The sequence below is a fragment of the Bacillus sp. ISL-57 genome (assembly GCF_018613135.1).
Classification (GTDB): Bacteria; Bacillota; Bacilli; order Bacillales; family DSM-1321; genus Peribacillus; species Peribacillus frigoritolerans.
The window spans coordinates 47928-62752 of record NZ_JAGGQV010000005.1 but is presented as its reverse complement, the minus strand read 5'-3'; the positions used below and the strand labels follow the sequence as shown (position 1 = coordinate 62752).

Sequence of the window (14825 nt, the reverse complement as noted above, 5' to 3'; positions counted from 1 at the left end):
TTTTCCTCTTCGACACTAGAAAAATTCTTACGGTTCCATACACCACGTTGATCTTCAAAAGACTCGTTATTCTGCACTTTCTTCACCCAACTCGCTATCTGTGCATCACTTTTAATACCAAAACGCTCACGAATCTGGCGATATGACCAACCTTCCTCCACTTTCAGACGAACCACTTCTCTCTTTAATTCTTCTGTATACGCTTGAAACGTTTGCCCCTTCTTTGCCATACAAAAAATCCCCTCCAGATTGACAGTTAAGAACATTTTACCATGTTCTCTTTTTTCTCTGTCTACCTGAAGGGGATAATACCACCGGTGTAATCCAGCCCCACTTTTTTTATGCCATTTTTTTATATTTTACTTGCTGGATGAACCGTAAGCGAGCAGCCAAGCCTATAGCCCCAAGAGCCAAGCCGGAAATTAAGCCGATCCAATACCCAAAGGCTCCCATATCCGTAAACTTTGCAAAGAAATAGCCAATTGGAAGCCCGAGAATCCAGTAGGAGACCAGTGACATGGCAAATGTGACATTTACATCTTTATATCCACGCAAAATGCCCTGAATAGGTGCCTGCAGGGCGTCCGATATCTGAAAGAAGATGGCATATATTAAAAAATGTGATGTCAGCATCATTACTTCGTGATCTTTAGTGTATAAAGAGGCCACAGGTTCACGGAAGAGGAAGAGGATGGTCGACAAAACGAGTGACATCGTCAAGGCCATTGAAATGCCAATCCAGCTATACTCTTTGGCATCTTTATAACGGGCTGCCCCAATTTCAAATCCAATGACGATCGTCAATGCCATGGATATACTTAGCGGTATCATATAAAGCAGTGACGCAAAATTCATGGCAATCTGATGTGACGCAATCGTCACGGTATCATACTTACTCATCAAAAGGGTGACAGCCGAAAAAATGCTTGTTTCAAAGAAAATAGCGAGCCCGATGGGTACACCAATCAATAATAAGGCCCTCCATTCTTTCCAGGAAACCCGGAAAAATTCAGTGAAAACCTGATATGTCGAAAATGGGTTTATTTTTATCACGACCAGTATGGCCACCAGGGCAATTAACCAATAGGTAATCGCAGTGGCGTACCCGGAACCGACACCGCCAAGTTCAGGGAATCCAAACTTCCCGTATATTAACAGGTAATTAAAAAGGACGTTTACCGGGAGCGCACATAAGGTGATGATCATGGAAATCCTAGTTTGCCCCAGAGCATCGATGAAAGCCCTCAAAGCATTATAAATGAATAAAGGAATGATACCGAGTGAAAGGGCGATCAAATAATCATGAGCCACCATGTGGACATTATCTTCAAGGTCCATGGCATTCAATACGGGGTTCAAAGAAAAAGCTCCAATGATTAAAATGAACAAGGCTAAAGCCACAGCTAAATAAACGGCCTGCATCACGGAATAGGAAACGGATTTGGACTGCCTGGAACCCAACAGCTGTGAAACCACCGGTGTTAAGGCAATCAATATCCCGCTCAGCCCCGTGTACACGGGTGTCCATAGCGAACTGCCGATGGAGACGCCAGCAACGTCCTGAGTGCTGTATTGCCCCGACATCATCACATCAAAAAAAGTCATGGCATACATGCTGATTTGGGTGATCAGGATAGGTATCAATATATAAAATAACAGGCGGATCTTTTGTGATTTAGTATAAGTCTGATTCATCAGGGTACCTCAATATCAATATTTGGAATTTTCAACACAATGAAAGAATTATATCACATAAGCATGTGATGTTTTAAGAGTTTTTATTTGAAGCAAAAAAGACTTGCCGTTTTGGGCAAGTCTTTTTTGTCAATCGCGCATGGATTCAAAATCATTCATGGCTTCCATATCTGAGTCTTTTTGAAGAATGAATGCCTGTGAAGGAATGGCAATTTGTACACCTTCCTGTTCCAATATCTCCATTATTTTGAAGTTCACATCTTCTTTGATTGATAAATATCCTCCAAAGTCCGTGGCTTTCGTGAAGAAATATAGGTAAAGGTTGAAACCGGAATGACTGAACTCATCAAATTTAACCAAAATCGTTTCCGGATGTACTTCAGGGTGATCAATAAGCATTCTTTCAATGTCTTTAATGACATTTTCCAATTTTTCTTTTGGTGTCGTGACACTGACACCCAAATGGAAGGCGATCTGTCTTTTGCCCATCTTGGACCAGTTGATGATCGGTTCATTCGAAAGGGTCGCATTTGGGACTGTAACTAAAGCTTGGGCAAAAGTCCGAACTTTAGTGCTTCGGAATGTGATGTCTTCAATGGTTCCCTCCACACTTGGAGTTTTGACCCAATCTCCTATGGTAAAAGGTTTTTCGGTAACGATGACGATACCCCCGAAGAAATTGCTGACGGTATCTTTAGCGGCAAGTGCGAAAGCCAATCCACCCAAACCAAGCCCTGCAACAAATCCATCGACATTAAATCCCCATTCCTCCGCAATTATGGAAGCCCCAAAAGCAATGATGATTATGTTTATGATTTTCGTAAAGAACGGCATGACGATTTGATCGACTTCAAGTCCGAATTTACTTACTAATTTCGGAAATAAAATGGTTAAGATCGAACTGATGTTGAAAATCGTCCAAAAGAATATGAAGACAAAAAACGATCTGTATATTTTCGATTTGAGTTCAGCCGAAGGTGAGTCGATCGGAAAATAGTGCAGTGAAATGATAACCCCAATCAAAACGATAAGCCATCTTACCGGCTGTTCTATTGCGAGCATTAAGTTGGCGGCAAATTCAACTTTACGTTTTTCTGCAATCCGTAGAAAGAACTTGAATATATATGTAGTAAATACTTTCCGAAGCAAAAGGAAGATTAGAAAAATGCCTATGGAAATCCCTAATTTGGTCCAGGCTTCGATTCCATCAAATTGATTGAGTGATTCAGAAACTTCTTGCAATGTATTACTCCTCCATTGTATCTTGTAGTATTGTAGAATACTAAGATTATAATATATTCATGCTGAAAAAGGAAAAATAATCGATAATTACATACATAATGGGGGATTTTGGTTCACTGAATACTTTTTCAAGTTATTAATGGCGAAGATATATGGTAATATGGATGCAAAGTGATTTTTTAAGTTTGGATGGTGGAAATATTGACTAAGAAAATAGTATTTACCGGAGGCGGTTCTGCCGGCCATGTATCTGTTAATGCAGCAATCATCCCGGAATTTTTAAAGAATGATTGGGATGTTACTTATATTGGTTCAAAAAAAGGCATTGAAAAAAATATCATCGAAACGGAATTTCCCGAGGTCCGTTATGAAACGATTTCCGTTGGGAAATTCCGACGTTACCTATCTGTTGAAAATATGAAAGACCCTTTCCGGGTCATAAAAGGGATTTTTGATGCACGAAAAATATTAAAAAAGACCAAGCCTGATTTCATTTTTTCTAAAGGTGGTTTCGTTTCGGTTCCAGTCGTTTTGGCGGGCAGGATGCTGAGGATTCCGATTGCCATACATGAATCGGATTATACGCCTGGTCTGGCCAATAAGATCGCGATGCCACTTGCATCGAAAATATTCACTACCTTCCAAGAAACGGAAAAAGAACTTCCGAAAGAGAAGGCCATGTATCTTGGCGCTGTATTGCGCGATGGGATTTTTACGGGAAAAGCTTCTGCTGGTAAAGCATTTTGTGGATTCACGAATAACAAACCGGTGCTACTCGTAATGGGCGGAAGCCTTGGGGCCGTTAAAATCAATAATTTAATTACAGATAACCTTGATGCCTTATTAAAGGATTATCAGATTATTCACATTTGCGGGAAGGGAAATGTGAAAAGCGAATTGAAACAAAGGGGATATGCTCCTTTTGAATACGTGCACGAAGAATTATTCGATCTTTTGGCGGCTGCTGATGTCGTTGTGTCAAGGGCTGGTTCAAATTCTATCTTTGAATTCCTTGGTTTGCAAAAGCCGATGCTGCTTATCCCTCTAAGTGCCAATGCATCCCGTGGAGATCAAATCCTGAATGCGTCAAGTTTTGAAAAACAGGGTTTTTGTAAAGTCATCCAAGAAGAAGAACTGAATGATCGGATTTTTAATGCTACATTAGCGGATTTATTGAAAAAATCGGATGAATACCAAGAGAAAATGCGTCAAAAACGCCCATTCAAAACGGCAGCTGAAATGTATGAATTACTGCTTAAAGTAATGGCTGCAAAAAAATAAGTATCATTCCCCTCCATGCAGCATATCTTTTCGAACAGAGGAGGGGGTAGAATGGCTTATGAATATTCCAAAGGATGGTTCATTCAGCAGCTAAAAGCCGCAGGGATTAGCTACCATCCAATTGAAAAAAGAAAGCTGGAGCTGTATAAAACTTATATTCTAAGGCGTTTATACGAGGATCTGCAAAAAAGATAATCATAAAAATAACCGTAACGTCGTTGACGTTGCGGTTATTTTTATAGGAATTTACTTATGAAAGGAAAGAAACAGGATATAAGGATACCTGCTATAGCCATAGCCGCACCTGCGACAGCCCCGGTAAACTCACTTTCCTGGGCAGCTTGGGCCGTTCCGAGACCATGAGCGATCGTACCATAGGCGATACCACGTGCAAAGGGCATCGTAATGTTTAGTTTATCCATCATTTTTGGAGCGATCATCGTACCCAGCACCCCTGTCAAAATGACGAAGGCAGCGGATATATTGGAATTTCCGCCATAAAGTTCCGTGATTTCAACCGCGATGGGCACTGTAATGGATTTAACTGCCAATCCCTGGAATATGAATGGCGGAAGTGAAAATGCTTTAGCGATGGCGAAGGCAATGATCAATGTGACAAGGAGACCAAAAATCATGCCGCTAATTGCCGGCATTGCATATTTAACGATTATTTTTCTGTTTTTATAAAGTGGGACGGCCAAAGCAACGGTAGCTGGTCCCAGGAAATAGGTGATGATGTCTTTCCCAGGTGAATAATCCTCGAAGTCCAAACCGCTGATCAGCAGTACGAGAATAATTGTAACCGTACTGAAAAATACGGGCGTTGTAAAAGGTGATGGATGTTTAGCATATATTTTCCTTCCAATGAAATAGGCAAGGATGGTTATCAAGATACTATATATTGTGATGGGCGTTGTCATGCTGTTTAACCTCTCCTCTATGGGATAGCTTCTGAACGGTCCAGGCTGAAACGATGAACCCAAATATCAGGCTGACTCCCAATGTAAGTGCCAAAGGCAGACCGAATTCAATGAAAAGCCAGCCCATGGTCATTAAACTGATTGAAATGGGAATGAAGAAAAAGGCTAGGTGCTTTACCAAAAATCCTGAAGTAAGTTCAATCCATTCGACTTTTATGACCTTCGTCTGTAATAAACCGAATAACAGAATCATGCCGATGACGTTACCTGGTATAGGTAAGTGAAGTAAATTGGCTAAATAATAGCCAAGCTTGCAAATGATGAGCAGGAAGATAAGCTGCACGATAAAAGCAAATGTTTTTTTCATGATTAAGTCCTTTCAATGACGCTTTGAATATATTGTTGAATTGGTCAATTGTATTCATTATAAAAAAATATCCCTAAAAAGAATAGGGATTTGCAGCAATCTAATGTTAAACATCCTGTGAAACTGGAAAAAAGAGCTTTCCAGGTATGGAAGCTCCGGCCATTATATGAAAGGATAAACAAAGCCATATTGAAATGTTCTTCGCTCTATGCTTCAAGTAACTGCTGTTCGTCATCATCATGCTGTCTAAGGATATGAAAGGTGTATAAATCTTTAGGGATTTCATACAAATCGTAGATATCTCCTTCATGATTGATCTGCTCATAAAGGGATTTTCTTGTTTCGTTGGCATTGATGGCATAGGGAAGCTTTTCTGCGGCTTTTATGGAGCGGATATTTTTTTTGCGAATTCGCATGAAGACCGTTTCCAAACCTAGCTCGAAAAAAAGCTCTTTGAAGAAAGCGTCTTTTGCGATGGCATTATACCCTTTTCCATGATAAGGCTTGCCAAGCCATGTGCCTAAGAAACCTGCACCATTTTCAATATCGTATAAAGAAATGCAACCGATGGGATTTTCCCATTCATCCAAGATTGTTCGTGAAATGAGTTGCCCAGCATCTTCGGCTTCAATCGTTTGCTTAGTAATGAAAACATATTCTTCATATGAATCTACCTTATGGCGCACGAAAGGGAAGACATCTGGATGCGTCATTTGTTCATAAAGAGAAAAACAATCTGTGAAATCTCTCTTTTTTAACATTTCCGTCCCTCCGTTTGAGGGCAGTTCTTATGCGTAGTCGCTGCCCACCCTCGAAATTTTTTAAGTCGTTCATCAAAAAATTTCGGGGTGGGAATCGAACCCACTAGAACCGGAAACCGGTGGCGCACCATTTGCCTTCCCTATTTTTATTGTCAGAAAGTATGCAAATCTAAAGAACCTTACGAAGGTATAATACTAAAAAAAAAACGGTTTGGGAATAGGTTTTTTGCCTTTTTTTTTCGTCAAATTTCAACTTTTTCGAGAGGGGTGAAATCTTTAGGCAACCGTCTGCATTCTTCCATGAAAAACTGCTTTTTTCGCCCGCTTTTTTCTTTAAAATTTACCTGTAAATTGCATGAATAAAATGACTGCGCCAAGGGCCCATACATAAATGGAGAATATTTTGAGTGAACGCTTTTTTAAGAAATCGATCATCCATACTACGGCTATATAACCAAAGATTGCCGCTGACAGGGTTCCGACGAAAAGCGCAGTGAGTGGAAGCCGTTCAACTTCTCCTGTAAAAATCGGTTTCATCTGAAATACGATGCCACCCGTAATGGCAGGAATGGAAAGCAAAAAGGAAAAATAGGCTGCAGTGGCCCTATCCAGCCTGCAGAAGAGGCCAGCTGCTATCGTTAAGCCGGAGCGCGAAAGAGCGGGCATGATAGCAGCAGCTTGGAAAGTACCGATGATCAGCGCGTCTTTAATCGAAATTTCATTAAGGGATTTGCCGCCTTTTCTTACTCCGTCGGCTACCCATAAAATCAGTCCGGTCGCTAAAAATTCCCAACCTATGGTCACGCCTGTTTTTGAAAGGCCATCAAACCAATCACCAAGTAAAATGCCGGCAATCACTGCAGGAATCGTCCCAGCTATGAGAAGCAGAGTCATTTTGGAGAAAGGATTTTTCAAAATGGCAATTATGTCATTCTTATAGACGACCAATAACGCCAGCAAGGTTCCGATGTGGAGCATGGTATCCAGAAAAATGCCGGCCTCGTCAAGGTGGAAAATATGCCGACCTAAATATAAATGTCCAGTGCTTGAAATAGGTAAAAACTCAGTCAAGCCTTGAATAATCCCAAGGATGAAGGCTTGAAATTCATTCAGCAAAAAAACATCACTCCATTCTAGAAGATATAGGACAATCCATTATTTAAACTGTATGCTCAAGACCGATGAACATGTCCGTATTTTATTGTTCATATCAAGAAAAGGCAGTCCAGATTTATCTTCTTTCGAATATAATGAGTGGAAAAATGAAACTATTTTTCATTTGATTCGTAATTATTTATATGAGAAAGGAGGAGAAGACACTATGCCTACTAAAGATGAAAGAGTGTTTGCTGCCCTTATTTATGTGATCAGCTTTTTTACAGCATTTATCGGTCCTTTGGTGATTTGGTTATTGAAGAAGGACTCGTCCCAATTTGTGGATTATCACGGAAGGGAATACTTGAATTTTTTCATTTCCTACACCGTATATTCAATAGTCGCAGGGATACTCACTATAGTATTGGTTGGATTCTTGCTATTGCCGGTAATCGGGATAGCTTTAGTCGTATTCACCATCATTGCTGCTGTTAGGGCTTATGAAGGAACGGATTATCGATTCCCGTTGATTTTCAGGATCTTATAGAATGATGTAAAAGGATTCCGTTCATTCGGAGTCCTTTGAGACTGCAGACAAACTCGAAGAAAAGTGAGTTTGCCTGCAGTTTTTTATTTGAAAAACGTTCCAGTGGATTTCAGGAATCCGCTCCCTTTCCGCCGACTGCCTGCCAAGCCTCCTCACCTAGCGGCTGCGGTGTCTTGGCTAGCCGGTAATTCGGCAGGAGTGTCGTAAATTTCTTCAATCCAATAAGGAATACAATAAAAAAACGTTAAGAATAAATTAGGTAGACCCCCATTTTTTCTATTATAGGATTCCGTTCGATGCGAAGTCCTTTTTATTTGGACCGTGTTGGGAATTGCCCTTCATTAAAAAGGGAATAGATCACATTAAAGCGAATAAAGTATTATGATAACCACTTCCATGCACGTTTAGGAAGGGGATGCCGGGCGGATTGTGGTACTGCTAACCAATGGCCGCACTAAAGGCGGTAATCTTTCTTGTAAGGAGTGAGGAGCAGGGCTCGATATGAATATACGTGAATATTATCAGAAAACGAGCAATTCTAATTTTCATGCATCTTGGGTATCTCTTCTTTTGGCCGTTGTTTTTTTCATTTGCCATATTTTCGCAATGATTCCGGGCAATATATTATTGATAACGTCTCCTTTTATTTTCTTTAGCATTGCTCAATTTGTCAGTCATCGTATATATGAAAATAGAATGAAGGAATTGCCTGATGAACACATCGGGACGAATGCCGGGTTATTAAAAAATGAACACGTTTTATTGACTTTTATGCCAGCACCGACTTTGCGACTGCTTCTCTTTGCGCCGGATGGGTCACTAATGGGCGAGGTACGTGATTTGAATATGAAGTGGTTCATGTGGATGATTCCCAATTTCTTGTCGATGCTATTGGCCAAGCGATATGAACTGGTGGACCATGAGGGGCGTTTGCTGGCTAAGTACGATATCAAAAGGGGGCTTTTCAATAAAATGACGATCCTGGATGATCAGGGCGGCATTATTGGATCGTATCAAGAAAATCGGTCATTCGTGAAGGTAAATGGAATGATCTATAAGGAAGATGGTACGGAATGGATGCCAATTGAAACGCCGGGAAGTGTGAATTCTTTCGAGATAGCCACAAAAGACGGGGAAAAGATCGCTTCATACCAAGAAGGCTGGATGCCTTTGGAGTGGGGGAAACGATTCAAGTCTAATACACCCATACTTTCTTTTTCATCGAATGTTGCTGAAATTCCTAAAATCATTGTTTTTGGGTTCTGTGCAGCCACGCTGAATCATCGTTCAAATTGACTACGGTTCCCCTTTAGCAAATCTTTTAATTATTTGATATAATAAAAGGAGATACATAGATTAAATACATAATAAAAAGGTGGTAAATTATGAGTTTACTTAATGAGATTCTTGATTACAATGAACAATTTGTAGAAAAAGGTGAATATGTTAAGTATAGAACCGACAAGTTTCCTGAGAAACGTATGGTCATCATAAGCTGTATGGACACTCGTCTCGTTGAGCTTTTGCCAAAATCCATGAATGTCAAAAATGGCGATATCAAAATCCTGAAGACAGCAGGGGCAATCGTCTCCCACCCATTCGGAAGTGTCATGCGGAGTATCCTTGTTGCTATTTATGAGCTAAAGGCAGATGAAGTATTGGTCATACCTCACCATGACTGCGGGATGGCATCAGTCGATGCCGATTCTGTAATGGACAAGATGATCGAACGTGATATACCAAAGAGCACCATCGATACACTGGGAGCTGCAGGAATCGATATCCGCAGTTGGCTTCGCGGATTTGATGATGTTTATGAAAGTTGTAAGAATAGCGTCGAAGTGATTAAAGGACATCCATTGATTCCTAAAAATATTCCTGTGCATGGTCTAATCATTTCGCCTGATACAGGGAAGCTGGAATTGGTAGTCGATGGGTATTCGCAAGAACAAAAATAATATATTCATCAAGGCTGTCGGGAACATTTCCGACAGTTTTTTTCAAATTTTTATCATTGCTATTTATTTTTATCCTTTTTTTTGTTAAAATCGCCAAGTGTAGTTTGTCACTAATACAAACGGGTGGGTGAGGGATAAATTTAATAAGGATACAACATGAAGAAATTAAACTTGGAGACGTTTTTTCATTTTTCCGACTATGGTACGAATGGAAAACGTGAAATCCTTGCTGGAGTGGTCGGCTATTTTACGATAGTCTATATTCTCATCGTGAATTCCCTGATTTTATCGGAAGCGGGCATACCGATTAATGGTGCAGTGATCGCCACGATTCTTTTATCTGCTTTAAGCTGTGTCATGATAGGAGTTTGGGCGAATGTCCCAATCCTTCTCGTTCCAGGAATGGGCGTCAATGCCCTATTTGCTTATACCATGGTTCAAGGAATGGATCTATCATGGCAATCGGCTCTTGGTGCTGTGTTTATCTCAGGGGTAATTTTTGTAATCATCGCTTTTACAAAATACTCCAAGATCATCAGTGATTCGATTCCAAGTTCGATAAAAGAAGCCATATCTGTTGGTCTTGGCTTATTCTTGATGCTGATCGGACTTGAAAAGGGCGGGATAATCACAAGAGGTTCATCATCAATCGTCGCACTGGGAGATTTAAGCGATCCGGCGGTGTTTGCAACGGTGTTGACCTTTTTACTGGCAATCACGCTGTTCATCAAGAATGTCCCCGGTAATTTCATGATAACCATCCTGGCAGGCAGCCTCATTGCCTATTGGTTCGGGACGGTTCAACTATCGGAAATCCATTTTTCAGGCATTAACACAGCTTCCTACGGCGATCTCTTCTTTTCATTGTCGTTCTTGGAAGCGAACCGGATTGAATTCTGGATAAGTGTATTTGCGATGACGATGGTTCTTGTTTTTGAAAATATTGGTCTTGTTCACGGGCATGTAGACAGCATAAACCGCCAGGATGCCTATAAAAAGTCGCTGCAGGCGACTAGTGTATCCGTTCTGTTTTCAGGCTTATTCGGTTCGAGTCCTACTGTTGCTACAGTTGAAACGGCAGCAGGAATCGCATCAGGGGGCAGGACAGGTTTTACTTCAGTGGTGACGGGCGTGCTATTCATGCTATCACTGTTATTCATACCGGTGATTAAAGTGATCCCTGATAGCGCCATAGCCCCTATATTAATTATCATTGGCATTTTGATGCTCGGAAATATAAAAAAGCTGGATTTCAGCGATTTAACCGAGAGCATACCTGCAATCATGATCATTACGATCATTCCTTTCACTTACAGTATTGCCGATGGAATGGCATTCGGTTTCATCCTGTACCCGTTCTTGAAGCTTGTAACCGGAAAAGCGAGAGATGTGTCAGCCCCGATGTATGTGAGTGCCGGAATGTTTATCGTCTATTTCATAATCGGTATGATCGGTTAATAATTCTAAAGGAGCGGTTGGTATGAGTTAATTCTTATTCCAACCGCTTTTCTTATTGGGTTTTTCGCCAAAAAAATGGAGTTATTATGATTTACGCAATGACACACCCATCATGAAAATGCTATGATATAGAATATTAAAAAAATGATAAATGACAAGCAGCATATTAGAGGATGTGACAGGATGATTATTGAAGGTTTAAAAAGCCATGGTTCAGGAAATGATTTCTTGATCATTGATGAATTGACAACGACCCTGACGTTTACTGAAGAAGAGCGGAAAAATTTCGCGAAGGCCCTATGCAATAGGGAGAGGCTAGGAGCGGATGGTATTTTGTTCGTAATGAAAAGTGAACATGCTGATTGCCGGATGCGTGTCTTTAATGCGGATGGATCGGAAGCCTCGATGTGCGGCAATGGGCTTCGCTGTGTGGCTCGTTACGCGAATGACGTTCTTGGGCTCGATAAAATGATCGTGGAAACCATGAAGGCGAATTTACTAGTCGAAAAAACGGAAGATATTTATGAGGGGATTCCGACTTTCAAGGTGGAAATTTCCCCGGTAAGTTTTAATGTTAGGGATCTACCCCTTGTATTGGCTAAAGAACAGCTGCAAAACGAAACATTGCCGGAACTGCATGATACCCTTTTATTTTCGGCATTAGCGGTTCCTAATCCACATTTGATCTCACTTGTGGATAGTGATGTTTTACAAAGTGATTTGCAGGAAAAACTTTCAACAAAGGTCAATCAACCGAATGAGCTTTTCCCTGATGGTGTCAATGTCAGCTTTGTGAAAGAGTTGGAGCTAGGGAGCATTTATGTGCGGACATTCGAACGTGGAGTAGGCTTCACGAATGCATGTGGAACGGCGATGTCGGCTTCTAGCCTAGTAACATGCTCTGTTGGGTTAAACGCGTTGGAAAGTGAAATATCTGTCTACAATAACGGTGGAAAAGTTAAATGCGTGGTCCACCAAGATGTAGAAAGCCAAACGTATTCAATTGATTTAATCGGGAATGCAACCTATGAATTCAAAGTATCGATTGAAATAGACTTAGATCAGCCTGAAAAATTTGAAATGCTTGAAAAAGAAGATTTTGAATTGGAAACAAGCTTATATGCCAAGCTGCAGGATGAAGTGCAAAGTTATTTGAGAACAAAATTATAATGAAATTTTTAAACTGCAGGCGAACTCGAAAAAAACGAGTTTTCCTGCAGTTTTGTTATTTAAAAAAAGTTGCCGTTAATTTCAGAGATCCGCTCGCTTTTTGCCGATTGTCTGCTAAGCCTCCTCGGCTAGCCAGTTATTCGGTATGTGTGTCGGAAATTTCTTCAATCCATTAAAGATTATAGTAAAAAACATGAAGGTAACCTAGTCTTAAACACTAATCGGGATGAGACTAGCCTAGAGTTTTTCTTTAAGAAAGTCCCAGTTGATTGGAACGTAAGGTACGAGACTCCTGCGGGAAAACGTGGCCAAGGGAGACCCCGCAGGAAAGCGCCGAGGAGGCTCCCAGACCGCCAGCGGAAAGCGATTTTCTAGAGCAACTTTCCATCTTACCAATCAGTTATTGGTCTTTTTTTGTTTTAGGAACGACAATACTTCCAAAAAGGCTGGCCCATTATCTACCAGTCGGTAATCCATAAACGCACACCCGTCCCTTTTTATTCTGTTTGGTATGGTTTCAATCGTATAGTCCTTTAACTGGAGACTTTCGTTCACTTCCTCCCAAAACAAAGGTGTAGCCACACCAGCGAAAGAATTACCCCGTGGGGAATAAGGAAGTATGATGGTTTTTCCTTCACTATGCTGCACAAAGTCCAAGTAAAGTCGATTATGCCGATTTATTTTCATTCTTTCCGTTGTAAAATCATTCGGATTGGAACTTGTTAAATAATCACCTAGAAAATCAGTGAATATGCGTGTCTCCTGATAAGTAAATCTGTTTTCAGGTAGAGGGATGTGAATCTGCAGTCCTTTGTTACCTGAAGTTTTTACAAAAGCTTTAATCCTTAATGATTCCATCACCTTTTTTATTTCCTGTGCAGCCTTTACCGCAAAGGAGAAATATTCGATGGAAGGAGGATCCAAGTCCAGGACGATTTCGTCGGGTCTTGTTTTACCGGCTTTCTGAAATGGGGCATGAAATTCCAATGCAAGTTGATTACCAAACCAAAGGAGAGTTTCAATGTCGTTACACAGCATATACTCGATATCCTCATCAATGAACGTTTTAATAAAGTCCGGCGCATAATCAGGTTTGTTTTTTTGGAAAAATCTTTCTTTATCTAAAGTTCCATGAGGATAGCGGATCGTTGTAAGGAGCTTATCCTTCAAGAAGGGTAAGAAGAAAGCTGAAACCTCCCGTAAATAATGAAGGTATTCTACTTTTACCACCTGTTTACCTTCTGTTTTCCAAAGCGGTTTATCCCTGGAAGTTATTTGTACAGTATCTGGAAATGTATATTGCCCTAGCACGAATTTCTCCCAGGTACATTCGTCGGGAGAAGTTTGTAAAAGCCACTGCGAAAACTGAGGTTCACGCAATTCATTTTCCTCATATACGTGCAAGAATTGAACTTCAATGCAAATGGATGGATGGATATAAAAAAATTGTGCGTCTTCATCTGATGCATTTTGCTTGATCAATTGATGCAATATACTTTTATCTCGAGCACTCAGACCATTTTTGACACTCCCGATTTTCGTTACGGCACCTTCTTTGAAAACTGCGAGGGAAATGTAGCCATTTTCTTTGTGCAATGCTGTGATGAAACAAGAAACGGTCTTCCAATTTTTCACCTTAATCCAAGATGTTGTTCTTTTTCCTTCTTGCCAAGCCCCCCGAGTTTCCTTGGCGACAATCCCTTCGCCGTCTAACAAGGTGACCTTATTCAAGGCAATATCCAAAACGTCAAAACTCTCTATTAATTGTATCAAAGCCTTATCGTTGGGATCAGGAGGCATAGGAAGACCGAGTTTTTCCCCCATATTCAACATCAATTCCCTTCGTTTCACCATAGGTTTATCTGCTACGGCTTTTCCGCTGATGCGAAGCAGGTCAAACGCTATAAACCGACATGGGGAAAAACGGGCATTATCTGAAATTAAGGATTGTTTCCCAAGCCGTCCTCGCCACTGTATTTGAAAAAAGTCCGCTTTCGCCTGATTCGTAAGCCAGACCAATTCTCCATCTAACTGAAGCGGGAGATAATCTTCCAGGTCCAGGTCTTTGATGTAAGCAATGATTTCTGGGAATTGAGGTGATAATTCCTTTTCATTTCGACTCGAAATGCTTATGGTGTCGGAGTCTATCGTTAAAATAGCCCTAAAGCCATCATATTTGACTTCATAACGCCAATCCTTGGAGTTGGGGGCTTCAGGGTAATAGGTAGGCAGCATCGGTTTCATTTTTGTATTTACCTCCGCAAATAATTGATACCATTATTTTGCCAAAAAAACGAAGTGTTAGAGTTGGCAATTGTTTTTTCGGTTTTT

The 14825-nt window shown here is 40.7% G+C and carries 15 protein-coding genes; 7 read left to right on the top strand and 8 right to left on the bottom strand.

Going from position 1 to position 14825, the window contains the following annotated elements; genetic code table 11:
• From J7I90_RS10985 to J7I90_RS10975, 3 genes are all read right to left on the bottom strand, one after another.
• A partial coding sequence (locus J7I90_RS10985) for a helix-turn-helix domain-containing protein (RefSeq protein WP_214771481.1) occupies positions 1-230 on the bottom strand: 230 nt, incomplete at its 3' end.
• Positions 231-339: 109 nt separating this feature from the next.
• A complete protein-coding gene (locus tag J7I90_RS10980) occupies positions 340-1695 on the bottom strand; it encodes an MATE family efflux transporter (protein ID WP_214771478.1) in 1356 nt (451 codons plus the stop codon).
• 129 nt (positions 1696-1824) lie between these two features.
• On the bottom strand, positions 1825-2937 hold the full coding sequence (locus J7I90_RS10975) for a mechanosensitive ion channel family protein (RefSeq protein WP_251025225.1): 1113 nt from the start codon (positions 2935-2937) through the stop codon (positions 1825-1827).
• A 192-nt stretch (positions 2938-3129) separates the two neighbouring features.
• Between J7I90_RS10975 and J7I90_RS10970 the strand changes: the two genes are divergently transcribed.
• Together J7I90_RS10970 and J7I90_RS10965 are read left to right on the top strand one after the other, a co-directional pair.
• Entirely contained in the window at positions 3130-4218 is a 1089-nt protein-coding gene (locus tag J7I90_RS10970) for an undecaprenyldiphospho-muramoylpentapeptide beta-N-acetylglucosaminyltransferase (protein WP_311315269.1), read from the top strand.
• A gap of 51 nt (positions 4219-4269) precedes the next feature.
• Positions 4270-4413 carry a DUF2639 domain-containing protein gene (locus J7I90_RS10965; protein ID WP_072273150.1) on the top strand — a complete coding sequence of 48 codons (144 nt, stop codon included), beginning with the start codon at positions 4270-4272 and terminating at the stop codon, positions 4411-4413.
• A gap of 41 nt (positions 4414-4454) precedes the next feature.
• Here the strand turns inward: J7I90_RS10965 and J7I90_RS10960 are convergent, their stop codons facing one another.
• The 4 genes from J7I90_RS10960 to J7I90_RS10945 form a co-directional block, all read right to left on the bottom strand.
• The gene (locus J7I90_RS10960; RefSeq protein WP_214771472.1) at positions 4455-5138 is read right to left on the bottom strand and encodes an LrgB family protein; all 684 of its coding nucleotides are present in this window, start codon (positions 5136-5138) and stop codon (positions 4455-4457) included.
• The gene (locus J7I90_RS10955) at positions 5113-5505 is read right to left on the bottom strand and encodes a CidA/LrgA family protein (protein WP_214771468.1); all 393 of its coding nucleotides are present in this window, start codon (positions 5503-5505) and stop codon (positions 5113-5115) included. Before J7I90_RS10955 ends, J7I90_RS10960 begins: the two co-directional genes overlap by 26 nt.
• A 206-nt stretch (positions 5506-5711) precedes the next feature.
• Positions 5712-6266 (bottom strand): GNAT family N-acetyltransferase, encoded by a 555-nt coding sequence (locus tag J7I90_RS10950; protein WP_214771466.1) that lies wholly within the window; start codon positions 6264-6266, stop codon positions 5712-5714.
• Between the two features lie 333 nt (positions 6267-6599).
• Positions 6600-7379 carry an undecaprenyl-diphosphate phosphatase gene (locus tag J7I90_RS10945; protein ID WP_214771497.1) on the bottom strand — a complete coding sequence of 260 codons (780 nt, stop codon included), beginning with the start codon at positions 7377-7379 and terminating at the stop codon, positions 6600-6602.
• A 208-nt stretch (positions 7380-7587) separates the two neighbouring features.
• On the opposite strand from J7I90_RS10945, the gene J7I90_RS10940 reads away from it, so the two are divergent.
• The 5 genes from J7I90_RS10940 (at position 7588) to dapF (ending at position 12494) form a co-directional block, all read left to right on the top strand.
• On the top strand, positions 7588-7908 hold the full coding sequence (locus J7I90_RS10940; RefSeq protein ID WP_034311189.1) for a DUF4870 domain-containing protein: 321 nt from the start codon (positions 7588-7590) through the stop codon (positions 7906-7908).
• 501 nt (positions 7909-8409) lie between these two features.
• Positions 8410-9204: a hypothetical protein gene (locus J7I90_RS10935; RefSeq protein ID WP_214771464.1), complete on the top strand. Its 795-nt coding sequence runs from the start codon at positions 8410-8412 to the stop codon at positions 9202-9204.
• Positions 9205-9293: 89 nt separating this feature from the next.
• Positions 9294-9866 carry a beta-class carbonic anhydrase gene (locus J7I90_RS10930; RefSeq protein WP_096337423.1) on the top strand — a complete coding sequence of 191 codons (573 nt, stop codon included), beginning with the start codon at positions 9294-9296 and terminating at the stop codon, positions 9864-9866.
• A gap of 156 nt (positions 9867-10022) precedes the next feature.
• The gene (locus tag J7I90_RS10925) at positions 10023-11324 is read left to right on the top strand and encodes an NCS2 family permease (RefSeq protein WP_214771462.1); all 1302 of its coding nucleotides are present in this window, start codon (positions 10023-10025) and stop codon (positions 11322-11324) included.
• 183 nt (positions 11325-11507) lie between these two features.
• Positions 11508-12494, top strand: coding sequence for a diaminopimelate epimerase (dapF, locus tag J7I90_RS10920; RefSeq protein ID WP_214771460.1), 987 nt, complete (start codon positions 11508-11510; stop codon positions 12492-12494).
• 396 nt (positions 12495-12890) lie between these two features.
• On the opposite strand, the gene ligD is transcribed toward dapF, so the two are convergent.
• Entirely contained in the window at positions 12891-14738 is a 1848-nt protein-coding gene (gene ligD / locus J7I90_RS10915; protein WP_214771457.1) for a DNA ligase D, read from the bottom strand.
• Positions 14739-14825: the final 87 nt, after the last annotated feature.